Genomic DNA, 24414 nt, shown 5'->3' on the forward strand with positions numbered 1-24414 from the left:
TTCATCGTTTGTTGAACGGATATTGATCGCTGCCGGGCACTGTGTCACCCATGTCGATCACCATCAGCAACGCCCCTGAGCTCGCTTGGCAGGAGCGGGCGCTGTGCGCCCAGACGGGGCCGGAGTTCTTCTTCCCCGACCCCGGAAGCTCGACCCGCGACGCCAAGCGGCTCTGCGGCATCTGCGAGGAGCGCGTGGCCTGCCTGGAATACGCACTCGACAACGACGAGCGGTTCGGCGTCTGGGGCGGCCTCTCCGAGAAGGAGCGGCTCCGCCTCAGACGCGAGGCGAGCTGACCCGGCGCCCGCGGACACCCGACGCCGCCGCCCGGTGGCCGGCGCCGACAACGGCACCGGCCACCGGGCGGCGGCTGCGAAACGGGAGCGGTGACGAGACCGGCGCGGCTACGACGCGGCGGCGGCGCGCGCCGCCATCCGCGCCTTGCGGGCCGCGAGCTTCTCGTCGAACTTGGCGGCCTCGGAGTCCAGGCCCCCCATGTACATCCCCAGCTCTTCCTGCGCCTTGAGCCCCTCCGGGCCGAGCCCGTCGATGTCCAGGACCTTCAGGTAGCGCAGCACGGGCTGGAGCACGTCGTCGTGGTGGATCCGCATGTTGTAGATCTCGCCGATCGCCATCTGCGCGGCGGCCCGCTCGAAGCCGGGCATCCCGTGACCGGGCATCCGGAAATTGACGACGACGTCGCGCACCGCCTGCATGGTGAGATCGGGAGCGATCTCGAAGGCCGCGCCCAGCAGGTTGCGGTAGAAGACCATGTGCAGGTTCTCGTCGGTCGCGATCCGCGCCAGCATCCGGTCGCACACCGGGTCGCCCGACTGGTGGCCGGTGTTGCGGTGCGAGACCCGGGTGGCCAGCTCCTGGAAGGCGACGTACGCGACCGAGTGCAGCATCGAGTGACGGTTGTCCGACTCGAAGCCCTCCGCCATGTGCGCCATCCGGAACTGCTCCAGCTTGTCCGGGTCCACGGCGCGCGAGGTCAGCAGGTAGTCGCGCATCACGATGCCGTGCCGCCCCTCCTCCGCGGTCCAGCGGTGCACCCAGGTGCCCCAGGCGCCGTCGCGCCCGAAGAGCGAAGCGATCTCGTGGTGGTAGCTGGGGAGATTGTCCTCGGTCAGCAGATTGACGACCAGTGCGACCTTGCCGATGTCCGTGACCTTGGACTGCTCCGGCTCCCAGGCCTTTCCGTCCTCGAACAGGCCCGGGAAGTTACGGCCGTCGCTGAACGGAACGTACTCGTGCGGCATCCAGTCCTTGGCGACCTTGAGATGGCGGTTGAGTTCCTTCTCCACCACCTCTTCCAGCGCATACAGCAGTCGGGCGTCGGTCCACGCGTCCGAACTGCCGAGGTGGGGAGAGGTGATCGTCACGGGTGCTCCTGGGGACGGGAGTGGTACCTACGGATTCGTAGGTTACGTATCCGTAGGTTAAGGCGGCAGTAAGGCCCCGCCAACCCCCGCTTCCGATATGCGCCCGTACAGACCGCTATGTGCGCAGGTCATGCGGGCACACGGAGAGCCAGGTCACTCAGCGTTCGCACGTTCCGGCTCCTGTGATGTTCACCGGAAAGGCCCCACGGCGCCCTCCCCGTCCTCCCCGCTCCCGCCGAGCGTGAGCCACCGGGTGATCCCGATCGACTCCAGGAACGGCAGGTCGTGACTGGCCACGATCAGTGCCCCCTCGTACGCGTCCAGGGCGGCCGTCAGCTGGCGCACGCTCGCCATGTCCAGATTGTTCGTCGGCTCGTCCAGCATCAGCAGCTGCGGCGCGGGCTCCGCGAGCAGCAGCGCGGCCAGTGCCGCGCGGAAGCGCTCGCCGCCCGACAGTGTTCCGGCCGGCTGATCGGCGCGGGCCCCCTTGAACAGGAAGCGGGCGAGCCGCGCCCGGATCAGATTGTTGGTCGCCTCCGGCGCGTTGCGTGCCACGTTCTCCACGACGCTCAGCCCGTCGTCGAGCACGTCGAGGCGCTGCGGCAGGAACCGCATCGGGACATGTGTCACCGCCTCGCCGGAGACCGGCTCCAGCTGCCCGGCCAGGGTCCGCAGCAGCGTCGTCTTCCCCGATCCGTTGCGCCCGGTCAGGGCGATCCGCTCCGGGCCGTGCACGGTGAACTCGCCGTCGATCCCGCTCCCGTAAGGCAGCCGGAGATCACGCAGAGTCAGCACGCCCCGGCCGGGATGCACGACCGTGTGCGGCAGCTCGATCCGGATCTCGTCGTCGTCCCGCACCGCGTCCGCGGCGTCGTTGAGGCGCTCCTTCGCCTCGTCGAGCTTCTCGGCGTGCATGATGCGGTGCTTGCCCGCGGATTCCTGCGCGGCGCGTTTGCGCGCGCCCATCACGATCTTGGGCTCACGCTTGCTGTCCCACATCTTCTGCCCGTACCGCTTGCGCCGGGCCAACTTCACCTGGGCCTCGGCCAGTTCGCGCTTCTGCTTCTGCACGTCGGCCTCGGCGACCCGGACCATGCGCTCGGCGGCCTCCTGTTCCACGGCGAGGGCCTCCTCGTACGCGGACAGGGCTCCGCCGTACCAGTGGACCTCCCCGTCGCGCAGATCGGCGATCTGGTCGACGCGTTCGAGGAGTTCACGGTCGTGACTGACGACGACCATGAGGCCCGACCAGGCGTCGACCGCCCCGTACAGCCGTCGGCGGGCGTGCAGATCGAGGTTGTTGGTCGGCTCGTCGAGCAGCAGGACGTCCGGCCTGTTCAGCAGCAGCGCCGCCAGCCTGAGCAGGACGGACTCCCCGCCCGAGACCTCGCCGACGGTCCGGTCCAGGCCGATGGAGCCGAGCCCGAGCTGGCCGAGTACGGCGTACGCGCGCTCCTCCACGTCCCAGTCGTCGCCGACCGCCGTGAAGTGCTCCTCGGCCACGTCGCCCGCCTCGATGGCGTGCAGCGCGGCCCGTGTCCCGGCGATGCCCAGGGCCTGGTCCACGCGCAGGGCGGTGTCGAGCGTCAGATTCTGCGGGAGGTATCCGACCTCGCCGGAGGTGCGTACGGCCCCTCCGGTCGGGGCGAGTTCACCGGCGATCAGTTTCAACAGGGTTGACTTCCCTGACCCGTTGAGGCCGATGAGGCCGGTACGTCCGGGGCCGACGGCCAGCTGGAATCCGTCCAGGACGGGGGTTCCGTCCGGCCAGGAGAAGGAGAGGGAGGTGCAGGAGATATGGGTGGTGGGGAGGGTAGACATGGGTCTCCCGGTTGCTGGAAGTAACGGAGGGCAACGGGTGGAGACACCGCCGGGGCATGAAGAAGGCCCTGGTCCGGCAGGACAGCTCGGATACCGAGGTCACACGCGGTGCGCGCAGGTGTGATCACTGCACGTCACGGTGTCTCAAGACCTCAGTAGAGCAACGTCCTACTCCGATCGACGACAACAGGGCCGTCGCCCACGATACGGCCTGCGCCGGGCCGTCGCCAGCGATTAAACGGCACGTGCCGCCCGCCGGGGACGAGGCCGCTGTCAGCAGGCGTCGCGCAGCAGCTCCGCGACGTCCTGGTCGACGTCGAGATAGCTGTGCTCGCGCCCCGCGGGGACCAGCGCCTCGGTCTTCTCCAGGAAGCGGCGCAGCTCGGCGGTGTGGACGTGCACCATCGCGATGCCCTCGCGGGCATGGAACTCCAGCACCGTCCGGTCGTAGCCGTACGGCCTGATCCGTACGTCTCCGAGACCGGCCGGTCCGGACACCCCGGCGGCCAGCAGCTCACGGGCGAAGGCCCAGCAGACCTCGATGCCGGCCAGGGTGGCCTGCGGAGGGAAGCCCACGCTGACGGCGAAGGGGTCCTCGCGGTCGTAGCGCAGAGTGGTGGGGACGGTCTCCATCCGGGGCGCGGATGTGACCAGGCGAGCCTGGACGGCTTGTTCGACGACGTACGGCAAGGTCTCGCTCCCTCCTCGGGGTTCGGCTGACGATGCTCTCGAAGAGTCAGACGTTCGGCGGCGGCGATCCGTGCACCGGCCGCCGCCGTGACGTCCGTCACCCCGCGTCCGTCACCCCGGGGGAGGGCGTGCGTCACCCTCCGGCCGGCCTCCACAGCACCGCGCTCGGCTCGGCGGGCGACAGGGAGACCTTCCCGCTCCAGTCGGCGAACGACGCCGTCGGCAGGTAGTCGCGGCCGAGGAAGAAGGCACGGGTGACAGCCGTGACGTCGAGGGTGGCCTCGCTCGCGCCGACCGGGGTGCGGATCGCGGTGATCTCCGCGATGTCGGCGGCCGTGGTGCCGGGCGGGAGTTCGACCGTGGTGGCGGCCGTACCGTCGCGGTTCACCGAGGACGTCGGTACGGCGTGGTCGGAGCGGTACACCGTGTCGCCGCCGCGCAGCCGGACACCGACGGTGAGGCCGACGTCGCCGGTGGCGCCCGCCGGGGCCGCGGTGTGGGCGACCGCGATGTAGAGGTAGTCGCGCTGGTCGCCGACCTCGGGGGTGGACGGGTCGGTGGGCGATTCCGTCCTGCCCTCGCGGACCATCTCCTGGGCCATCACCGGGTAGGTCCAGGCGTTGGTGTCCATCAGGTGCTCGCGCGGCTGCCCGGCGGGCAGGTCCTGCGCCGGGGAGAGCGAGAACCGCATGGGGTCGTCGACGCTGTCGCACATGTTGTTGTTGGAGGTACAGGTCTCCAGCAGCGGGCGGCCCCCGTCGAACTCGCCTGCGAACCGCAGCGTTTGATGGTCGGGGGCCTGGTAGACGCCGGTGCCGGGCACCCGGCGGCCGTGCGCGTCGATCTCGGTGCGGTAGACCCACTCGATGTCGGTGGTACGGCCCCAACGGGCCATCAGGGCGGGGGAGTCGGTGCCGCCGTCCTCGTTGCTCCAGATCACCGAGTACTGGAGCACGCGGTGGCCGGGCACGGCCGAGGGAAGGAACTCGTGCCACATGACCAGGGGGGTGTCGGTGGTGGCGCTCTGGAACTCCGTGCCGAGCGCGGGAATGTTCCGGCCGTACAGGACGGGCGCGTTGCGCAGGACCGTACCGGCGTCGGTGTCCTCGGGGGTGACGGAGACCGCGAGGGAACCCAGCAGCGCGCGCGTGGCACCGGCCGGGGAGCGGTCGGCCGCGAAGGCGAGACGCAGGGTGTGGTGCCCGGCGCGCAGATGTCCGAGCGTGAAGGAACGGGTGAGGGGCTCGCCCGAGGGGATCACGACATCGGTGGTGTACCGGCCGTCGGTGGACACGGACACCACGGCGGACTCGCTGCCCCTGGTCTGCCAGGAGACCCCGGGCGCCGAGGAGTCCAGGGTCAGGACCGCCTCCCCGGTGCGGGCCGTGGAGAACGCGACGCTTCTGGCGGGGCCGCCCCGCCGTACCTGGACGGCCGGTGGCGCGGGGGAGACGCGGCTCGCCGACGTGCCGGACCGCGAGTGGGACGCCGGCCGGGACGCCGTGGCTGCCTGGGCCGGAGACATGACGCCCAGGGCCGCAGCGGCCGTCAGCGCCGCGGTGGCCGCGGCGGTGCTGAGCCGTGCCGTACGCCGTGCCGTGCGCCGCGATTGGTCCACTTTCCCGCAGCCGCCTCCGTATGCGCGCGGTGGCTCGCCCGTGTGCCCGTCCAAGTGCCTGCTCATCTGTGTCCTGGCCTCTCGCTACGGTTCGGCTTCGATCACATCCGTGCTGTGCTCCGGAGAATGCACTGCGCCACTGAACGGAAGTATGCGTGCGCATATCTGCTCGGAAAAGCCTTCCTGCACGCATCGTTGACACGGAAAGGGTCAAGTGGTCTAGTCCTCCAGAGCCCCGTTCCGGGGGCGGTGCCGAACCGTGGAGGATCGTTGATGTTCCGCAAGCAGCCCGACGGACCACACCACAGGCCGCCCAGGCCTCTTCTCAGACCACTGGCTTCCGGGCTCGCGCTGGCACTCGCAGCAGCCCCGCTCACCGCGGCGGTCGCGGCCGGGACCGCGAGCGCGGCCCCGAAACCGGTCGCCCCCGTCATCACCCCCACCCCGCAGGCGGAGACCGTCCGCTCCGACAGCGTCCGGATCACCCCGACCGTCGACGTCGTCACCGGCAGCACGACCGACGCCGCCGCGCTCGCCCTGGTGGAGAAGTCCCTGAAGGCGGCCGGAGCCACCCGGCTGGCCGTCGGCACGAAGAGCAGTGATCCCGGCAGGCTGGCGGTCTACGTCGGTGGCCCCGGCGAGAACGCGTCCGCCACCAAGGCCCTCGACGCCCTCGGCGTCAAGGGCACGCAGGGGCTCGCCGCCGAGGGCTATGTGCTCGCGGCCGGCCGGGCCCACGGCGACGGCGCGGGCCGGATCGTGCTCTCCGGCGTCGACGCGACCGGCACGTACTACGCCGCGCAGTCGCTCAGGCAGGTGCTCCCGCAGAGCAGCCACCCCGGCGGGTCCGTACACGGCCTGAACGTACGGGACTGGCCGTCCACACCCATCCGCGGCACCATCGAGGGTTTCTACGGAACCCCGTGGTCGCAGGCCGCGCGCCTGGACCAGCTGGACTTCTACGGCGCGCACAAGATGAACATCTACGTCTACTCGCCGAAGGACGACGCCTACCTCCGGGACAAGTGGCGCGACCCCTACCCGGCGGACCAACTGGCCCAGATCAAGGCCCTGGTGGACCGGGCCCGCGCCGATCACGTGCAGTTCACCTACGCCCTCTCCCCGGGTCTGAGCGCCTGCTACAGCTCCGACGCGGACCTCAAGGCGCTGATGGACAAGCTCCAGACCATCTGGGACATCGGCGTGCGGCAGTTCGCCATCCCGCTGGACGACATCAGTTACACCAACTGGAACTGTGACGCCGACAAGACCAAGTTCGGCACCGGCGGCGGGGCGGCGGGCGCCGCTCAGGCCTACCTCCTCAACCGGGTCAACGAGCAGTTCATCAAGACCCACGAGGGCGCGCAGCCGCTCGAAATGGTGCCGACGGAGTACTACGACGTCACCCCGTCGCCGTACAAGACGGCCATCGCCGAGCAGCTGGACAAGGACGTACTGGTCGAGTGGACCGGAGTCGGCGTCGTCGCCCCGACCATGACGGTCGCTCAGGCGCAGTCCGCCAAGAAGGTGTTCGGCCACTCGATCCTGACCTGGGACAACTACCCGGTCAACGACTACGTCACCAACCGGCTGCTGCTCGGGCCGTTCAGCGGGCGCGAGAAGGGGCTCGCCGACCAGCTCGCGGGCATCACCGCCAACCCGATGATCCAGCCGTACGCCTCGAAGCTCGCGCTGTCCACGGTCGCCGACTACACGTGGAACGACACCGCGTACGACCCGGACCGGTCGTACGGGGAAGCGGTCGACGAGATGGCGGGCGGGAAGGCCGACGTGGAGCGCGCGCTGCGGGCGTTCACCGACGTCAACTACAGCTCCTCGCTGAACAAGCAGCAGGCGCCCGAGCTGTCCGCCGCGATCTCCGGCTACTGGGACGGCAAGGTGTCGGCCCGCACGCTGTCGGCGGCGCTGCGGGAGCTGCAGGACGCCCCCGCCGTACTGCGGGCGAAGCTGTCCGACAAGGGTTTCCTCACCGACGCCGCGCCGTGGCTGGACTCGGCCGGGGCCTGGGGCACCGCGACGCAGACGGCGCTGACCATGATCGAGGACGCGAAGGCAGGCCACGGCGCAGCCGCGTGGACCGCCCGGCAGAAGCTGGCCGGGCTGGTCGCCAAGGCCAAGGCGCCGGTGTACGTCGACATGAACGGCGGGAAGATCCCGGTCGTGGTGGGCGACGGGGTGCTCGACACCTTCGTGACCCGGGCGCTCACCGAGCAGGGGAAGCTGCTCGGACTGCCGTCGAAGGCGGTGGGCCAGACAAATCTCGGTGTCTACTCCGGGAACGCCGCGGACCGGATGACCGACGGTGACGACTCCACGTACTTCTGGAGCAGCGAGGCCGCGAACAACGGGGACTGGGTCGGCGTCGACCTCGGCTCCGAGCGGAGCATCAGTGACGTCAGCGTCGCGATGGCGAAGTCCGGCAGCGACAGCGACTACATCCACCAGGGTGTTCTGGAGTACTCGTCGGACAACAAGACGTGGCACGAGCTCGGTTCGTTCAAGGACGAGCCGACCGCCACGGCGAAGGCCCCGGCCGGCACCACGGCCCGCTACGTCCGCGCCCGTTCGACGGCCGACCAGACCAACTGGGTGGTCGTACGGGAGTTCCACGTGGGCGGCGCCGAAGCACCGGCCGTGACGGGCAACCCGCCCGCGGCGGACGGCAGCACCCTGGCCGGCGCGGCGGACGGGAACGCGGAGAGTGTCTACCGGGCATCGCGCGCCCCGAAGGCCGGAGAGTCGCTGGACGTGACCCTGCCGCAGGCGCAGCCGGTGCACACCGTGACCGTCCTGGCCCCTGACGGGGTGACGGGCGTCAAGGCGTCCGTGCAGGTACGGTCGGGCGGAACGTGGCGGACGGTCGGAACGACGGCCGGCGCGTTCACCCAGATCAAGGTGAGTGCCGACGCGGCCGACGCGGTCCGTCTGCTGTGGGCCGACGGCTCGGCGGCTCCGCAGATCAGCGAAGTGGTCGTGCGATAACCGCGGGAACACCGCGTACTGATGGGGGCCGGGCGGCCACGAGCCGCTCGGCCCCTCTCAACTGTCCGGGACCGTGGGGGAGTTGTCCTCGCGGTCCCGAACGGTTCCCGGCCGCTCCGTCACGCCGTGCGGGGTGTCACGCGGTATTGGGTGTCACGCCGTACGGGGTTCACGCCGTCCCGAGTTCCGCGTACGCCACCGGATCGGCGAGTACCTCCTGGACGATCTGCGCGGCAGCTCCCCGGGCCGCGTCACCCGCGACCGACGAGGCGCGCAGCCGGCCACTCCCGTGCGACCAGAGCCCCGACACCACCCGGCCGGTCAGCTCCCGGTCGGCGCCCGGCGACAGCCACGGCATCAGACCCCGGTAGATACCGCCGAGCACCACCGCGTCCGGATCGAAGAGATTGACCGCGCCGGACAGCACCCGCCCGAGCATCAGTCCGGCCTCCCCGACGGCCGCCACCGCGCGCTCGTCACCGGAGCGGGCCCGCCGCTCCAGCTCCGCGACCCCGGACACCCCGGTGCTCTCGTCGATACCGGCGGCCCGCAGCAGCGCGGACTGGCCCGCGTACTGCTCCAGACAGCCTCGTGCGCCGCAACGGCACGCGGGACCCGCCACGTCCGCCACCACATGGCCGATCTCACCGGCGAACCCATGGGCGCCGCGCAACAGTTCACCGTCGAGCACCAGGGCGCCGCCGACGCCGATCTCGCCCGTCAGATAGAGGAAGCTGCGGACCTCGCCGAGACCGCCGAACCACAGCTCGGCCAGCGCGGCCAGATTGGCCTCGTTCTCCGAACTCACCGGCAGGGCCCGGTGGGCGGGGCGCACCGCGGCGAGCGCCTGCGCGAACAGTTCCTCGGCGGCGACCCCGTTCCAGCCGAGGTTGGGCGCCTGGCGGACGGTCCCCCCGGAAACCAGGCCGGGCAGCGCCAGCTGTACGCCGACCGGTCCCAGTTCCTGCTCCGCGGCCGACTCCAGCGCGCGGGCGGCGACCCGGGCGGCGCGGACCAGCACATCGGCGGGCGGCGCGCCCCGGTTGTCGAGGTGCTCGGTCACACGCACCCGGTCGGCGCCCGCCAGATCCACCACACACACCGACACGTAGTCGATGTTGACCTCGACGCCCACCCCCGCGGCCCCGGTCCTGGCGGGCTTGAGCACCGTGCCGGGGCGTCCCGCCTGCCCGCTGAACGTCTTTCCCGACTCGGCGAGGAACCCGCTCTCCAGCAGCTGTTCCACCAGCGAGGACACGGCCGCCCGCGTCAGGCCCACCCGTCCGGCGACTCCGGCCCGGGTCGCCTCGCCCTGGTCCCGGACGGCCCGCAGCACGAGGCTGAGATTGTGCCGCCGCACGGTGTCCTTGTCGGCCTTGGGCCCGAGCGGGGTCAGGTTCTTCTCCATATCGCCGCGAGCCTACTTCCCGGCCCCGTTCGCCGGGGTTCCGCCCGCCGGCCCCGGCGGGCGCCGTCGTGGGTACCGCGCCGTTGCCGGTGGCCGAGGTTAGCGTGGGAACCGCTGATCCGTACGGACCCCGCAGGCGAGCGCCGACCGGGAGCGGCCGGTGACGGGGTCCGGGTGACCGCTCGGTCCGAAGCCTTGTGCGGAGTGGAACACGTTCTTAACATCATCGATGTCACATCAGTTGTGTCACAGTGCTGGGGGCTTGATGGCAGCGACAGGGAACGGCCCGCTGGCCGGGGTGCGCGTGGTCGAGCTGGCGGGCATCGGGCCGGGCCCGTTCGCCGCGATGCTCCTCGCGGACCTCGGAGCCGATGTCGTACGCGTCGACCGGCCCGGCGGTGCGGGGCTCGCGGTCAACCCGGAGTACGACCTCACCAACCGCAACAAACGCTCGGTGCTCGTCGACCTCAAGGCCGAGGACGGCCCCGCCCGGGTCCTCGACCTCGTGGAGCGCGCCGACATCCTCATCGAGGGCTACCGGCCGGGCGTCGCCGAGCGGCTCGGCGTCGGCCCCGAGCAGTGCCACGCCCGCAACCCGAAGCTGGTGTACGGGCGGATGACCGGCTGGGGACAGGACGGACCGCTCGCCCGGCGCGCCGGGCACGACATCGCGTACATCGCCGTCACCGGCACGCTCGGCATGATCGGCAACCCCGGCGAGCCGCCCGCCGTTCCGGCGAACCTGGTCGGCGACTACGCGGGAGGCTCGCTCTACCTGGTCGTCGGCGTCCTCGCCGCGCTCCAGCACGCCCGTACGGACGGGGGAGCGGGCCAGGTCGTCGACGCCGCGATCGTGGACGGCACCGCGCATCTGACCACGATGATCCACGGCATGCTCGCGGCCGGCGGCTGGCAGGACCGGCGCGGCGCCAATCTGCTCGACGGCGGCTGCCCGTTCTACGGCAGCTACGCCACATCGGACGGCGAGTACATGGCTGTGGGAGCCCTGGAGCCGCAGTTCTACGACGAGTTCGTCCGGCTGCTCGGGATCGCCGCCGAAGCGCCCGCACGCAAGGACGTCGCCCGGTGGGACGCGCTGCGCGACACCATCGCCGCCCGTTTCCTGACCCGGACGCGCGCGGAGTGGACAGCGGTCTTCGAGGACTCGGACGCCTGCGTGGCGCCGGTCCTCTCGCTGCGCGAGGCCCCCGCGCACCCGCACGTCGCCGCGCGCGGAACGTTCGTCGAACACAGCGGCATGACCCAGCCCGCGCCCGCCCCGCGCTTCTCCGTGACGCCCGGTTCCGTACGCAGGGGGCCCGCGAGGCCGGGCGCCGACACCGTGGAGGTGGCCCGCGACTGGGGCGTGCCCGGTATCGCGGCGGAGACCGGCCCGCCGGAACGGGACGCGCGGCGGACAGCGGGGGCGGGAGACCGTTGAAGCGACGACTCCAGAAGCGGATGGCCGACGTTCCTGACCAACTGCTTCATGAATATGCGTACGTGACTGAGTGTCAGATATCGAAGGCGTGCACCGGCGGCCGTATACGGACGATCTGCGGCGGCACGACCGAGATCATGATGGAGAACACCGGCCGCCCCTTCCTTGCCTGACCCTCCTCGAAAGGCTGCTGTCTTGAGTACCGAAGCATTCGTCTACGACGCGATCCGCACCCCGCGCGGGCGCGGCAAGGCCAATGGCGCCCTGCACGGCACCAAGCCGATCGACCTGGTCGTCGGCCTGATCCACGAAATGCGCCGCAGGTTCCCCGGCCTCGACCCGGCCGCCATCGACGACATCGTGCTCGGCGTGGTCAGCCCGGTGGGCGACCAGGGCTCCGACATCGCCCGTATCGCGGCCGTCGCCGCCGGACTGCCCGACACCGTCGCCGGGGTGCAGGAGAACCGCTTCTGCGCCTCGGGCCTCGAAGCCGTCAACCTCGCCGCCGCCAAGGTCCGTTCCGGCTGGGAGGACCTGGTCCTGGCCGGTGGGGTCGAGTCGATGTCCCGGGTCCCGATGGCCTCCGACGGCGGGGCCTGGGCCATGGACCCGATGACCAACTGGGACACCGGCTTCGCCCCCCAGGGCGTCGGCGCCGACCTCATCGCGACCATCGGGGGATTCACCCGGCACGACGTCGACTCCTACGCCGCGCTGTCCCAGGAGCGGGCGGCCGAGGCATGGAAGGACGGCCGCTTCGCGCGCTCCGTCGTTCCCGTCACGGACCGCAACGGCCTGGTAGTCCTGGACCACGACGAACATCTGCGCCCCGGCACGACCGCGGAGTCGCTCGCCGCGCTCAAGCCCTCCTTCGCCACGATCGGCGAGATGGGCGGCTTCGACGCGGTCGCACTGCAGAAGTACCACTGGGTCGAGAAGATCGACCACGTCCACCACGCGGGCAATTCCTCCGGCATCGTGGACGGGGCCTCACTGGTCGCCATCGGCTCCGGCCAGATCGGCGAGCGCTACGGGCTGACCCCACGGGCCCGTATCGTCTCGGCCGCCGTGTCGGGGTCCGAGCCGACCATCATGCTGACCGGGCCCGCGCCCGCCACCCGCAAGGCCCTCGCCAAGGCGGGTCTGACCATCGCCGACATCGACCTCGTGGAGATCAACGAAGCGTTCGCGGGCGTCGTCCTGCGCTTCGCCAGGGACATGGAGCTCCCGCTCGACAAGATCAACGTCAATGGCGGGGCCATCGCGCTGGGCCACCCGCTCGGCGCCACCGGCGCGATGATCCTCGGCACTCTCATCGACGAACTGGAGCGCCGCGACCAGCGGTACGGCCTGGTCACGCTCTGCGTCGGCGGCGGCATGGGCGTCGCCACCGTCATCGAGCGTCTCTGACCGCGTCCCTTCCCTCACGGCCCGCAAACGGAGCAGCCACACCATGAGCGAGAACACCACCATCCGCTGGGAACAGGACGGGACCGGCGTGGTCACCCTGGTACTCGACGACCCCCACCAGTCCGCGAACACCATGAACCAGGCGTTCAAGGAGTCGATCGCGGCCGTCGCCGACCGTGCCGAGGCCGAGCGCGACAGCATCCGCGGCATCATCGTCACCTCCGCCAAGAAGACCTTCTTCGCGGGCGGCGACCTCAAGGACCTGATCAGGATCGGGCCCGCACAGGCCCAGCAGGCCTTCGACACGGGCATGGACATCAAGCACGCCCTGCGCCGGATCGAAACCCTCGGCAAACCGGTCGTCGCGGCCGTCAACGGCGCCGCCCTGGGCGGCGGTTACGAGATCGCGCTGGCCTGCCACCACCGGGTCGCCCTCGACGCCCCCGGCTCCAGGATCGGCCTGCCCGAGGTCACCCTGGGCCTGCTGCCCGCCGGTGGCGGCGTCACCCGTACCGTACGGCTGCTGGGCATCGCCGACGCGCTGCTCAAGGTGCTGCTCCAGGGCACCCGGTACACCCCCCGGCGCGCCCTGGACAACGGCCTGGTCCACGAGATCGCCGCCACCCCCGACGAGATGCTCGCCAAGGCCCACGCGTTCATCGACGCGAACCCCGAGTCGCAGCAGCCGTGGGACGTCAAGGGCTACAAGATCCCCGGCGGTACCCCGTCCGACCCGCGCTTCGCCGCCAACCTCCCCGCCTTTCCCGCCAATCTGAAGAAGCAGATCAACGGCGCCCCCTACCCCGCCCCGCGCAACATCCTCGCGGCGGCCGTAGAGGGCTCCCAGGTCGACTTCGAGACCGCGCAGACCATCGAGGCGCGGTACTTCGTGGAGCTGGTCACCGGCCAGATCTCGAAGAACATGACCCAGGCGTTCTTCTTCGACCTCCAGGCCGTCAACTCCGGCGCCAACCGCCCCCGGGACATCGAGCCACGCCCGGTCCGCAAGGTCGCCGTCCTCGGCGCCGGAATGATGGGGGCGGGCATCGCGTACGCGTGCGCCCGCGCAGGCATCGAGGTCGTCCTCAAGGACGTGTCGTCCGAGGCGGCGCAGCAGGGCAAGGCGTACGCGGAGAAGCTCCTCGCGAAGGCGCTCTCCCGGGGCCGCACCACCGAGTCGAAGCGCGACGCGCTGCTCGCTCTCATCACCCCGACCGGTGACCCCGCCGACCTGGCGGGCTGCGACGCGGTGATCGAAGCGGTCTTCGAGGACCCGGCGCTGAAGAGCAAGGTGTTCCAGGAGATCGAAGGCATCATCGAGCCCGGCGCGCTGCTCTGTTCCAACACCTCGACCCTGCCCATCACGCTGCTCGCCGAGGGCGTGACACGGCCCGCCGACTTCATCGGTCTGCACTTCTTCTCGCCCGTCGACAAGATGCCGCTCGTCGAGATCATCAAGGGCGAGCGGACCGGCGACGAGGCCCTGGCACGCGCCTTCGACCTGGTACGCCAGATCAGGAAGACCCCGATCGTCGTCAACGACTCACGCGGCTTCTTCACGTCGCGGGTCATCGGACAGTTCATCAACGAGGGCGTGGCGATGGTCGGCGAGGGCGTCGACCCCGCGTCGGTGGAGCAGGCGGCGGCGCAGGCCGGCTACCCGGCCAAGGTGCTCTCCCTGATGGACGAGCTGACACTCACCCTGCCGCGCAAGATCCGCAACGAGGCGAAGCGGGCCGTCGAGGAGGCGGGCGGCACCTGGGCCGGGCACCCGTCGGACGAGGTCATCGACCGGATGGTCGACGAGTTCGGCCGCACGGGCCGCAGCGGGGGAGCGGGCTTCTACGAGTACACCGACGGGAAGCGGGACGGTCTCTGGCCCGGTCTGCGCGAGCACTTCACCGAGGCCGGGGTGGACATCCCGTTCACCGACATGAAGGAGCGGATGCTCTTCTCGGAGGCGCTGGACACCGTCCGCTGCTTCGAGGAAGGCGTACTGACCTCGGTCGCCGACGCCAACATCGGCTCGATCTTCGGCATCGGGTTCCCGGGCTGGACGGGGGGCGTCATCCAGTACATCAACGGATACCCGGGCGGTCTGCCCGGCTTCGTGGCACGGGCGCGTGCGCTCGCCGAGCGGTACGGGGAGCGGTTCGCCCCGCCCGCCCTGCTGGTCGAGAAGGCCGAGAAGGGCGAGCAGTTCAGCGACAGCTGACCCGCTCGGCCCGCCGTGCCGCCGGTCGGACCGGTCAGCGGGGGGCGCCGGTCGCTGCGGGTCCGTCCACGTAACGGGCCCGCAGCTCCTCCTTCAGTGACCGCTGGAACGCGGTCACCAGCGCCTGCACGACCATCGGCTGCATGGAGGCGGAGAGCGACTTCATCGCCTCCACGGCCGCCGGATCGCGCTCGCGCTCCCGGTAGGGCCCCCACACCTCGTCCTGGAAGAGCCGGGTCAGTTCCTTCGCCGCGGCCCGGGTGTGTTCCAGCACCACCGTACGGGCGGCCAGGATCGTCTCGTGCTCGATCGGCACGTCGAGCAGCTGGACACCGAGCGCGAGCAACCCGGGGTCGACCCGGAAGGCATCCGGGTCGCCGGTCACCCTCTCCAGCACGTTCATCGCGGCCAGCCGGTCGATGTCCCCTCCCGACAACGCCCGCCCGGCCCGCCGCTCCAGCTCGGCCCGGGTGGCGTCGTCCGCGCCCTCCGGCGCCCACGAGGCCACCACGGCACGGTGGATGGCGAGGTCGTGCGCGCTCAGGTCCTCCGGCAGCTGCTGGAGGTAGCGCTCGATCGCGGCCAGCGTCAGCCCGTGGTGCTGAAGCTCCTCGATCAGCGCGAGGCGGGAGAGATGGGCGGGGCCGTACAGACCGACGCGGCGGGGACCGATCACCGGTGGATGCAGCAGACCGCGGGTGCTGTAGAAGCGGACCGTACGCACCGTGACCCCGGCACGCGCGGCCAGTTCGTCGACCGTGAGGGCCGTCTCCCCGGTCTCCGTCGACATGGCGGTGCCTCTCTTCCCCGGACCGGTACGCGGTCGGTCCGGTGCAACAGTATTGCTGTCTCACCACTCCTGTGAAAGTGCCCTGGTTGGGCTACTGTCGTCGGGCTGTGGCCGGGTGGCCGAAGGACGGACGGGGAGGGCCTGATGGCTCCACGGAGTACCGCCGATGCGGCGCTGCTGACCCACGCGCTGGACGGTGAGCCGGCGCCCGCGGACCCGCTCACCGAGCAGATACTCGACGCGGCACGTGAGCAGTTCACCACCTTCGGTCTGCGCCGGTCGACCGTCGACGACGTGGCGAAACGGGCCGGGGTCTCACGCGTCACCGTGTACCGGCGGTTCGGCAACAAGGACGGGCTGGTCTCCGCCTGCCTGATCCGCGAGTACCGCAGGTTCGTCATGGACGTCGACGCGACCGTGGCCGGCCTGCCCACCGTGGAGGACCGGCTGGTCGAGGGGTTCCTCGTGGTGCTCCAGCACATCCGGCAACACCCGCTGATCGGCGGGCTGCTGCGGCTGGAGCCCGAGACGCTGCTGCCCTTTCTGACGGTGGAGAGCGGCCCTGGTTTCCTGGCCGTCCGGTCGTATCTCGCCGACCGGCTGCGGCACGCGCAACGGCTGGAGGGCAGGCCGGTGACCGATCCGACGCCGGTCGCCGAACTGATGGTGCGGATCACCGTCTCGTTCCTGCTCAACCCGGTCAGCTGCTTCGAGCTCGACGACGACGACCAGGTACGGGACTTCGCCCGCCGGTACCTCATTCCGCTGCTGGGGCGCTGACCCGGCGTACCGCGTGCGGACCGTCGCCCGTCCGCCGTCCGTCCGTCTCCTGGCCGTCCGTCTCCTGGCCGTCCGTCTCCTGCTCGTCGGGGAGCGGATGCAGCGGGCGGTTCTGCGTCCAGTGCGGACCGAGGTCGTCCAGCGTCCAGCCGAAGGGGTAGGAGCGCGGCTTGGGCAGCGCGGGCCGCCGCCCCGGCCGCGCGGGCAGAGCCCGTACGACGTACGACCTGGCCCGCACGGCCCGGACGGCGGCCGACCGTACCCACTGCGGCTGCGGGCGGAAACCGAGCGCCCGCAGCAGTGGCTCGTCGAGCAGCGCCAGCGCCAGCCGGGCCACCAGGGGGCTCATGAAGCGTGGATACCAGCCCGCCATCACCCGGAAGGTGGCGTTCGCGACCCGGCGGTTGGCCGGGTGGTACGCGAACATCTCCGCCTCGTAGGCGTCGAGGAATCTCTCGAAACCGGCGTAGCTGGAAGGGGCGCCGTCGATGCCCATCATCAGCGCCGTCCGGTGGCCGACCAGGGCCAGGGCCTCGGCCTCGTTGGCGCAGAGTTTTCGCCAGCCGAAGCGGTCGATCCAGCGCTTCGGGCCGACGACGGTCGTGGCGAGGACGTACAGGAAGTCCTCGTTGGGGATGCGGTACCTGCCGTGGATGCGGTTGAGATGGCGGGCGGCGGCCCGGCCGCGCGCGCTGTCGAACCCGTCCCGGACCATCTCGTAGCCGATGAGCACGGTGTCGTCGTACCGCTTCTGCCCGGCCTTCTCGAACTCCTGTGTGCGGTCGAGCAGTTGAGATATCCGGGGGACGCCGTAGTCGCGCAGGAAGGCGACGCTCACCCCCTGGGCGTAGTCCCAGGGGAACTCGTACTGCGAGATCAGCCGGTGGATGTGTTCGAAATCCCGCGCGGGGTCCATGGCGCGGATCTCGCGCAGGCGACTGTAGCGGCCCATGGCTTCGCCTCCTCGGGTGCCCGGAACGGAGGGTGCGTGAAGGCCCGCGCTGCTCAACCTGCCCTGGTACGCAGCGTGTTGACGAGCCCCCCCGATGCCGGAGAGTCAATGTTACAGAAACTATCGACTTGTTTCACAGCGCACGTCAACGCCCCTGACGGACCTTCAGGGATGTGGCTGAATCGGTCTGCTGAGGTGGTGCGGCCGGGTGCTCGTGGATGTCCTGGCGGAGCGGTCGGCCCGGCTGCATACTGGAAAATGCACAAACCGGACATATAGCGAACTGTTTCCCGGTGGCCCGGGGGACGGGGCCTGGTCCGACGGCACGCCTCCGTCCCACGACCTTCAGGAGCATCACCATGAGCAGCCCCAGCAGGCCCGCCGAACCGGCGCCGCCCCCGCCGGGCGGCGTGCTGTGGAGCGAGGTCGGCGACATCAGGACGCTGCTCACCCTGCCCGCGGCGCTGGCCATGCAGGTCGCGCACCCGGCCGTCGGCGCCGGGGTCGACGAGTTCTCCGACTTCCGTACGGACCCGTGGGGCCGCGCCGAGCGCTCGCTGTGGTCGCTGCAGCTCTGGGTGTACGGCGGTGACGCGGCCGTCGAGGAGGGGAGCCGCCTCCGGGCGCTGCACCGGGGTATCGAGGGCACCGACACCCGGGGCCGCCACTACCGCGCGCTCGCTCCGCACACCTACGCCTGGGTGCACGCCACCGGCTTCCCGGTCTTCCTGCGGCGCCGGACGTACCTCGGCCGCCCCTACACCGAGGCGCAGCAGCGGCAGCTCTACGGGGAGTGGCTCCAGGTCGGCCGGGTCCTCGGCATCGACGACCGGGACATGCCGCAGACCGTCGAGGCGTTCTGGCCGTACTACCGCAGGATGCTGGCCGACGAGATCGAGGCCACCCCCCTGGTGCGGGAACTGACCGATGTCCGCAGCCCGGTACCCGCCCCCGACCGGGGGCCCCGGGTGGTCCGGCTGCTCGTACGGGCGCTGTGGCCCGTACTGCTGCCGCCCCTGGCGCGCTTCCGGCGCTTCGTCACCGTCGGGCTGATGCCGCCGGACGCCCGCGAGGCCATGGGGCTGGAATGGACGGACTCCCAGGAGCGCGCACTGCGCCGCTTCGGCCGGTTCGTGGGAGCCGTGGTGCCGGTGCTTCCCGAGCGGCTGCGCTACCTCCCCCTGGCCCGCGCGGCGCGGGCCCGCCACCGGGTCAGGCGGACGCCCGGCGCACCAGATCCGTCGGCATGATCACTGAATCCGGCGGGGTGACGGTCTCCCGGTCCAGGCCGCGGATCAGCATCCGCACCATCAACTGCCCCATCCCCTCGATGTCCTGACGGATCGTCGTCAGCGGAGGGTCGGTGAGTTCCGCGACCTTCTCCATGTTGTCGAAGCCGACCACCGCCACGTCCTCCGGCACCCGCCGGCCGTGGTTCCGCAGCACCTGGAGCGCGCCGGACGCCATCAGGTCGTTGGCCGCGAACACGGCGTCCAGCTCCGGCCGGCGCGCCAGCAGTTCGGCCATGGCCGCGGCTCCGCTCTCCTCGGTGAAGGCGCCCTGGGCGGTGAGCCCCGGATCGACGTCCAGCAGCACGTCCCGGTACCCGTCCAGCCGGTCGATGCCGGAGGTCTGGTCCTGGGGGCCCGCGATGTGCGCGATGCTGCGGCGCCCGAGCCCGACCAGGTGCTGTACGGCCTGGCGGGCGCCGCCCCGGTTGTCGCAGTCGGCGTACGGCAGGGCGAGGTCCGACTCCGGGCCCTTCCACACCGGACGGCCGCCGAACACCGCCGGGATCCCGGCCTTGTGGATGACGGCGGGCAGCGGATCCTCGGTGTGCAGCGAGAACGCCAGCGCGCCGTCCACATGGCCGCCGGCGAGATAGCGGGCGACCCGGTCGTAGTCGCCGCTTCCCTCCACGAGGAGCAGAACCAACTGCGAGTCGTGCGCCGTCAGTTCGCGGCTTATGCCGCGCAGCTGCTGGGAGAAGAACGGGTCCGAGAAGATCCGGATCTCGGGCTCCGCGATGATCACGGCCACCGCGCCGTTGCGCCGGGTGACCAGTGTCCTGGCCGCGTGATTGGGGATGTAGCCCAGCTCGTCGACGGCCTCCTGGACCCGTTCGACCAGCAACTGCCGCACCCCGGCGCCGCCGTTGACGACGCGCGACGCGGTCGCCCGGGACACACCCGCGCGGGCCGCTACGGCCTCCAGGGTCGGACGGGAGCCGGGGATCGGATCGGGCACGGGAGCTCCTCGTCGGCGTAGTTGCTGGTCGGGTGGTGCTCGCGGTGGGAGCAGCGTAACGACCTGGTGCACGATAGGCGGTTGATCAGACTGTCACCACCTGTCGCCGGACGCGGAAAGCCGCGCCGCCCTCGGGAACGGGCGGCGCGGCAGGGGCTGCAAGCAGGTCAGTGCGCGTGCACGGTGCGGTGCGTGCGCTCGATCTGCTCCCAGGACCTGGGCCGGACCGGCTTCGCGTCCGGGCGGGCGATCCGCGCCTTCGCCGCCGCCGGCGCGGCCGGCTTGGCGGTGGTGAACAGCCAGGTGTCGAAGAACTCGGCCAGCGGCTTGCCCGAGATCCGCTCGGCGTACTTCTCGAAGTCGGCCACCGAGGCATTGCCGTAGGCGTGCTCGGTGGGCCACCCCTTCAGGATCCGGAAGAACGCGGTGTCACCGATCTTGTTGCGCAGTGCCTGAATGGCGAGCGCGCCCCGGTCGTACACGGCGGCGTCGAACTGGTTGTCCGCGCCCGGGTCGCCCGGCTTCACCGTCCAGAAGGCGTCGTCGGCCGGGTGCGAGTCGTACACGTAGTCCGCGAGCTGCTGTGTGGTGCCCTGGCCCTCGCTCTCCGACCACAGCCACTCGGCGTAGCTGGCGAAACCCTCGTTGATCCAGATGTCCTTCCAGCCCTTGAGGGACACACTGTCCCCGTACCACTGGTGCGCCAACTCATGGACGATCACCGAGGTGTTGGCGCCGTTCGCGAACTGCTTGGGACTGTAGAACGGCCGGGTCTGGGTCTCCAGCGCGTAGCCCGTGGTGGTGTTGGGGACGTAGCCGCCCAGCGCGCTGAACGGGTACGGGCCGAAGTAGCCGCTCAGCCAGTCGGCGACCTCACCGGTCCGCTCCACGCTGGCGCGGGCCGCCCCGTAGTTGTCGCCCAGGTCCTTGCTGTACGCGTTGACGATCGGCACGCCCGCCGCCGTCGTGTCCGTGGTGATGTCGAACTTGCCGACCGCGAGCGTGGTCAGGTACGTCGCCTGCGGCTTGTTGGACCGCCAGTTGAACGTGGTCCTGCCGAGCTTCGAGCGCTGCGACTGGAGCACACCGTTGCTGATGGCCTGGGTACCGTCCGGCACGGAGACCGACACATCGAAGGTGGCCTTGTCGAGCGGGTGGTCGTTGCTCGGGAACCACCACCAGGCCGACTCGGGTTCGTCCGCCGCGACCGCGCCGTCCGGGGTCCGGTGCCAGGTCGAGAAGCCGTACGCCGATTTCGTGGACGGCACGCCGCTGTAGCGCACGACGACGGTGACGGAGGAACCCTTGGCCAGCGACCGGGCCGGAGTGACCTCCAGTTCGTGCTGCCCGGACGTGGCGAAGGTGGCCTTCGCGCCGTTGACCCGTACTTCGCTCACATCGAGCAGGAAGTCCAGATCGAACCGCGAGAGGTCCTGGGTGGCGGTGGCGAGGATCGTCGCCGTGCCGTCCAGCCGGTCGGTCGACGGCTCGTACTTCAGCTTCAGGTCGTAGTGCGAGACGTCGTAGCCGCCGTTGCCGTACGCCGGGTAGTAGGGGTCGCCGATGCCGGGGGCGCCGGGCGTGGCGTCGCTGGGCGCGGACCCTCGGGCAGCGGCCGATGCCGGGATCGCCAGCATGAGTGAGGCCGCGAGCACGCTCGGGACGATGAGTCTGCGGTGCACGGATGCTCCAAGTCGTGGGAGTCGTGGATCCCTTCGACCCTATTCAGCCCATGAACCACTGGTCATGTCCACGGTCACTGCTGTCACAGGATCGCCATCCGGCCGTCATGTGCCGCCCGCCGGGTACCCGTCCCCTCGTGCGCCCGCAACGGACAGGTCCTACGCGGCTGCCCCCGCGTCCACCAGCCGGGCCGCCTCCCTGGCGCAGCCCCAGGCCACGGTGACGCCCGCGCCGCCGTGGCCGTAGTTGTGCACCAGGACCTGGCCGGACGGTCCCGTCGGATCGGTCCGGGGCGTCCGGTGCGGTGGGTCGTCAGGCGCCGTGCCGGGCGTTCCGGGCCCGGCGGGGACCGGCCGGACACGTCCCGGCAGTGAACGGGCCGGCCGCTCGGCCTCCAGACGCACCGCGGACCGGGAAGGCCGGAGGCCGACCCGGTGGGCCAGGACCTTCGCGTCCGCGATCTCCGGCCTGAGCCGCGCGCACCGGGCGACGATCGCCTCCGCCGTCGCCGGGTCCGGCCGGAGGTTCCAGTCGTCCTCCTGCGCCGTGCCGCCCAGGAGCAGGCCGCCGGGTTGCGGGAAGTAGTACGTCGTATCGCTCGACGTGTGGTCGACGACCGTGCACCACTCGTCGATCCCCGGATTCTCGACGAGTACCAGCTGCCCGCGCACCGGCCGCACCTCGGGGTCCGGCACCAGGCCGTGCGCGCCGAGCCCGGTGCAGTTGACCACCACCGGGGACGGCACCTCCGCGAGCTCCGTCACCGTCCGCTCCTCCACCCGGCCGCCCGCCGCTTCCAGCCTGCGGCGCAGCCACCCCAGATGGGCCGGCATGTCGATCAGCGGAAGCCGGGCCCGCAGGCCCTCCGCGACCTCCCGCAGCCCGGTCAGCTGCGCGGCCCAGGGGCCCAGTTCGGCGATCCCCGCCCCGACGTGCACCCCGTCGACCAGCCGGACCCCGGTCCGTCGCGGGTCCGCGGCCAGCGCTTCGTACTCCCGCAGTGACTCCAGCGACCAGCGGCCCACCAGCTCCTCGGGCTCGATGCGGTACGGCCACCACAGGGCCCCCGCGACCGCCGACGTCGTCCGCCCGGCCGGGTCCCGGCTCCACACCCGCACCGGGTGGCCGCCCTCCGCGAGGACGATGGCCGTCGTCAGACCGATGACCCCGCCGCCCACCACGATCACTTCGCTGCTCATCCTGCGGACCGTAGCCGAGTCCCCGCTGCGCCGTCCTCCTCTCCCACCCTCCAATTGCCGGTCGGTCTAAGATCGGTCCCCTCATGACTGCAACCCTTGTCGCCAAAGACCTCGCCGCGGGCCACGGTGACCGCTCGCTCTTCTCCGGCCTCGATCTCGTCGTCGCGCCGGGGGACGTGATCGGTCTCGTCGGAGTCAACGGCGCCGGAAAATCCACGCTGCTGCGCCTCCTCGCCGGGCTCGACACCCCCGAGGACGGCGAGCTGAAGCTGTCGCCGCCCACCGCCTCCGTCGGCCATCTCCCGCAGGAGCCGGAGCGGCGCGACGGCGAGACCGTACGGGCCTTCCTGGCCCGCCGTACGGGCGTCGCCGCCGCCCAGAGCGCCATGGAGGAAGCCACCCAGGGCCTCGTCGACGGGACCCCCGGCGCGGACGACGCGTACGCCACCACGCTCGAACGCTGGCTCGATCTCGGCGGCGCCGACCTGGACGAGCGCGCCGACGAAGTGGCCGGATCCCTCGGTCTGACCGTCGGGCTCGACCAGCCGATGACCTCCCTCTCCGGAGGCCAGGCGGCCCGCGCCGGTCTCGCTTCGCTGCTGCTCTCCCGGTACGACGTCTTCCTGCTCGACGAGCCGACGAACGACCTCGACCTGGACGGCCTGGAACGGCTGGAGCGATTCGTCGCAGGGCTGCGCGCCGGCACGGTCGTCATCAGCCACGACCGTGAGTTCCTGACCCGCACGGTCACCAAGGTCCTCGAACTGGATCTTGCCCAGCAGCAGATCACGCTGTACGGCGGCGGCTACGCCGGGTACCTGGAGGAGCGGGAGACGGCCCGCCGGCACGCCCGCGAGGACTTCGACGAGTACGCGGACAAGCGGTCGGCGCTCGAAGGGCGGGCCCAGATGCAGCGGGGCTGGATGGACAAGGGCGTCAAGAACGCCCGCCGCAAGGCGACCGACAACGACAAGATCGGCCGTAAGTTCCGCAGCGAGGCGAGCGAGAAGCAGGCGGCGAAGGCCCGCCAGACGCAGCGCATGATCGAGCGCCTCGACGTCGTGGAGGAACCCCGCAAGGAGTGGGAACTCCGCATGGAGATCGCGGCGGCCCCCCGCTCCGGCGCGGTCGTGGCCACGCTGCGCGACGCGAGGGTCGCCCGGGGCGCCTTCTCCTTCGGGCCGGCGCACCTCCAGATCGACTGGGCGGACCGGGTCGCCATCACCGGCGCCAACGGCGCGGGCAAGTCCACCCTGCTCGGCGCGCTGCTCGGCCGGGTCCCCCTCGACACAGGCCATGCGGCGCTCGGCCCGGGGGTCGTGGTCGGCGAGGTCGACCAGGCGCGCGGCCTCTTCTACGGTACGCAGACGCTCCTGGAGGCTTTCTGCGCGGCCGTCCCCGACACGGAGCCGGCCGAAGTCCGCACGCTCCTGGCCAAGTTCGGCCTGAAGGCGGCCCACGTCCTGCGCCCCGCGAACACCCTGTCGCCGGGCGAACGCACCCGTGCCGCGCTCGCGCTGCTCCAGGGTCGTGGCGTCAATCTCCTCGTCCTGGACGAGCCGACGAACCACCTCGACCTGGAGGCCATCGAGCAGCTGGAGTCGGCCCTCGACTCGTACGAGGGCACGCTGCTGCTGGTCACCCACGACCGCCGGATGCTCGACGCGGTCCGCACGACGCGTCGCATCGAGGTGGCGGAGGGCAAGCTCACCGAACTCTGAGCGGACGCCCCGCTAGCCCCGGCCGACGGACGGTCGGCCCGTCGGACGGGC

The 24414-nt window shown here is 71.1% G+C and carries 18 protein-coding genes; 8 read left to right on the forward strand and 10 right to left on the reverse strand.

Annotation, left to right across the window (positions count from 1 at the left end; genetic code table 11):
• Positions 1–50: 50 nt before the first annotated feature.
• Positions 51–296, forward strand: a complete 246-nt coding sequence (locus OG709_RS31730; protein WP_250302869.1) for a WhiB family transcriptional regulator — start codon at positions 51–53, stop codon at positions 294–296.
• Between the two features lie 108 nt (positions 297–404).
• Here OG709_RS31730 and OG709_RS31735 read toward each other — a convergent pair whose 3' ends face one another.
• The 4 genes from OG709_RS31735 to OG709_RS31750 form a co-directional block, all read right to left on the reverse strand.
• Positions 405–1385, reverse strand: coding sequence for an acyl-ACP desaturase (locus OG709_RS31735; protein ID WP_250302871.1), 981 nt, complete (start codon positions 1383–1385; stop codon positions 405–407).
• A gap of 189 nt (positions 1386–1574) precedes the next feature.
• On the reverse strand, positions 1575–3206 hold the full coding sequence (locus OG709_RS31740; RefSeq protein WP_250302872.1) for an ABC-F family ATP-binding cassette domain-containing protein: 1632 nt from the start codon (positions 3204–3206) through the stop codon (positions 1575–1577).
• Positions 3207–3479: 273 nt separating this feature from the next.
• Positions 3480–3896, reverse strand: a complete 417-nt coding sequence (locus OG709_RS31745) for an SsgA family sporulation/cell division regulator (protein WP_250302874.1) — start codon at positions 3894–3896, stop codon at positions 3480–3482.
• Positions 3897–4029: 133 nt separating this feature from the next.
• Positions 4030–5514, reverse strand: coding sequence for a hypothetical protein (locus OG709_RS31750; protein WP_329168604.1), 1485 nt, complete (start codon positions 5512–5514; stop codon positions 4030–4032).
• Between the two features lie 273 nt (positions 5515–5787).
• Between OG709_RS31750 and OG709_RS31755 the strand changes: the two genes are divergently transcribed.
• Complete coding sequence (locus tag OG709_RS31755; protein WP_250302878.1) at positions 5788–8517, forward strand: beta-N-acetylglucosaminidase domain-containing protein; 2730 nt, start codon at positions 5788–5790, stop codon at positions 8515–8517.
• Positions 8518–8686: 169 nt separating this feature from the next.
• On the opposite strand, the gene OG709_RS31760 is transcribed toward OG709_RS31755, so the two are convergent.
• Positions 8687–9925 (reverse strand): ROK family protein, encoded by a 1239-nt coding sequence (locus tag OG709_RS31760; protein WP_266645844.1) that lies wholly within the window; start codon positions 9923–9925, stop codon positions 8687–8689.
• Between the two features lie 265 nt (positions 9926–10190).
• Between OG709_RS31760 and OG709_RS31765 the strand changes: the two genes are divergently transcribed.
• The 3 genes from OG709_RS31765 to OG709_RS31775 all read left to right on the forward strand — a co-directional run bounded on the left by OG709_RS31765 (position 10191) and on the right by OG709_RS31775 (position 14991).
• Positions 10191–11366, forward strand: coding sequence for a CaiB/BaiF CoA transferase family protein (locus tag OG709_RS31765; protein ID WP_250302881.1), 1176 nt, complete (start codon positions 10191–10193; stop codon positions 11364–11366).
• Between the two features lie 195 nt (positions 11367–11561).
• Entirely contained in the window at positions 11562–12776 is a 1215-nt protein-coding gene (locus tag OG709_RS31770) for an acetyl-CoA C-acetyltransferase (RefSeq protein ID WP_250302883.1), read from the forward strand.
• Between the two features lie 43 nt (positions 12777–12819).
• Positions 12820–14991, forward strand: coding sequence for a 3-hydroxyacyl-CoA dehydrogenase NAD-binding domain-containing protein (locus OG709_RS31775; protein WP_266645842.1), 2172 nt, complete (start codon positions 12820–12822; stop codon positions 14989–14991).
• A 34-nt stretch (positions 14992–15025) separates the two neighbouring features.
• On the opposite strand, the gene OG709_RS31780 is transcribed toward OG709_RS31775, so the two are convergent.
• Positions 15026–15781: a MerR family transcriptional regulator gene (locus OG709_RS31780; protein ID WP_250302887.1), complete on the reverse strand. Its 756-nt coding sequence runs from the start codon at positions 15779–15781 to the stop codon at positions 15026–15028.
• A gap of 144 nt (positions 15782–15925) precedes the next feature.
• Here OG709_RS31780 and OG709_RS31785 point away from each other — a divergent pair, with 144 nt between their 5' ends.
• Positions 15926–16561 (forward strand): TetR/AcrR family transcriptional regulator, encoded by a 636-nt coding sequence (locus OG709_RS31785; RefSeq protein WP_250302889.1) that lies wholly within the window; start codon positions 15926–15928, stop codon positions 16559–16561.
• Here the strand turns inward: OG709_RS31785 and OG709_RS31790 are convergent.
• Positions 16539–17513, reverse strand: a complete 975-nt coding sequence (locus tag OG709_RS31790; RefSeq protein WP_329168607.1) for an oxygenase MpaB family protein — start codon at positions 17511–17513, stop codon at positions 16539–16541. The genes OG709_RS31785 and OG709_RS31790 overlap by 23 nt on opposite strands.
• A gap of 359 nt (positions 17514–17872) precedes the next feature.
• Here OG709_RS31790 and OG709_RS31795 point away from each other — a divergent pair, with 359 nt between their 5' ends.
• The gene (locus OG709_RS31795) at positions 17873–18763 is read left to right on the forward strand and encodes an oxygenase MpaB family protein (RefSeq protein ID WP_250302891.1); all 891 of its coding nucleotides are present in this window, start codon (positions 17873–17875) and stop codon (positions 18761–18763) included.
• On the opposite strand, the gene OG709_RS31800 is transcribed toward OG709_RS31795, so the two are convergent.
• The 3 genes from OG709_RS31800 to OG709_RS31810 form a co-directional block, all read right to left on the reverse strand.
• Positions 18726–19760 (reverse strand): LacI family DNA-binding transcriptional regulator, encoded by a 1035-nt coding sequence (locus OG709_RS31800; RefSeq protein WP_250302893.1) that lies wholly within the window; start codon positions 19758–19760, stop codon positions 18726–18728. The genes OG709_RS31795 and OG709_RS31800 overlap by 38 nt on opposite strands.
• 167 nt (positions 19761–19927) lie before the next feature.
• The gene (locus OG709_RS31805; protein WP_250302894.1) at positions 19928–21442 is read right to left on the reverse strand and encodes a M1 family metallopeptidase; all 1515 of its coding nucleotides are present in this window, start codon (positions 21440–21442) and stop codon (positions 19928–19930) included.
• 159 nt (positions 21443–21601) lie between these two features.
• Positions 21602–22642 (reverse strand): FAD-dependent oxidoreductase, encoded by a 1041-nt coding sequence (locus OG709_RS31810; protein WP_326693631.1) that lies wholly within the window; start codon positions 22640–22642, stop codon positions 21602–21604.
• A gap of 83 nt (positions 22643–22725) precedes the next feature.
• Here OG709_RS31810 and OG709_RS31815 point away from each other — a divergent pair, with 83 nt between their 5' ends.
• Positions 22726–24363, forward strand: a complete 1638-nt coding sequence (locus OG709_RS31815; RefSeq protein WP_250302898.1) for an ABC-F family ATP-binding cassette domain-containing protein — start codon at positions 22726–22728, stop codon at positions 24361–24363.
• Positions 24364–24414 lie beyond the last annotated feature (51 nt).

It is taken from the genome of Streptomyces sp. NBC_01267 (genome assembly GCF_036241575.1).
Classification (GTDB): domain Bacteria; phylum Actinomycetota; class Actinomycetes; order Streptomycetales; family Streptomycetaceae; genus Streptomyces.

What these genes read in the sequence shown, in the direction of transcription:
- OG709_RS31730 (WP_250302869.1), top strand. Translation starts at nt 51, where the DNA reads ATGTCGATCACCATCAGCAACGCCCCTGAGCTCGCTTGGCAGGAGCGG.
- OG709_RS31740 (WP_250302872.1), bottom strand. Translation starts at nt 3,206, where the DNA reads ATGTCTACCCTCCCCACCACCCATATCTCCTGCACCTCCCTCTCCTTC.
- OG709_RS31755 (WP_250302878.1), top strand. Translation starts at nt 5,788, where the DNA reads ATGTTCCGCAAGCAGCCCGACGGACCACACCACAGGCCGCCCAGGCCT.
- OG709_RS31760 (WP_266645844.1), bottom strand. Translation starts at nt 9,925, where the DNA reads ATGGAGAAGAACCTGACCCCGCTCGGGCCCAAGGCCGACAAGGACACC.
- OG709_RS31765 (WP_250302881.1), top strand. Translation starts at nt 10,191, where the DNA reads ATGGCAGCGACAGGGAACGGCCCGCTGGCCGGGGTGCGCGTGGTCGAG.
- OG709_RS31775 (WP_266645842.1), top strand. Translation starts at nt 12,820, where the DNA reads ATGAGCGAGAACACCACCATCCGCTGGGAACAGGACGGGACCGGCGTG.
- OG709_RS31780 (WP_250302887.1), bottom strand. Translation starts at nt 15,781, where the DNA reads ATGTCGACGGAGACCGGGGAGACGGCCCTCACGGTCGACGAACTGGCC.
- OG709_RS31785 (WP_250302889.1), top strand. Translation starts at nt 15,926, where the DNA reads ATGGCTCCACGGAGTACCGCCGATGCGGCGCTGCTGACCCACGCGCTG.
- OG709_RS31790 (WP_329168607.1), bottom strand. Translation starts at nt 17,513, where the DNA reads ATGGGCCGCTACAGTCGCCTGCGCGAGATCCGCGCCATGGACCCCGCG.
- OG709_RS31795 (WP_250302891.1), top strand. Translation starts at nt 17,873, where the DNA reads ATGAGCAGCCCCAGCAGGCCCGCCGAACCGGCGCCGCCCCCGCCGGGC.
- OG709_RS31810 (WP_326693631.1), bottom strand. Translation starts at nt 22,642, where the DNA reads ATGAGCAGCGAAGTGATCGTGGTGGGCGGCGGGGTCATCGGTCTGACG.
- OG709_RS31815 (WP_250302898.1), top strand. Translation starts at nt 22,726, where the DNA reads ATGACTGCAACCCTTGTCGCCAAAGACCTCGCCGCGGGCCACGGTGAC.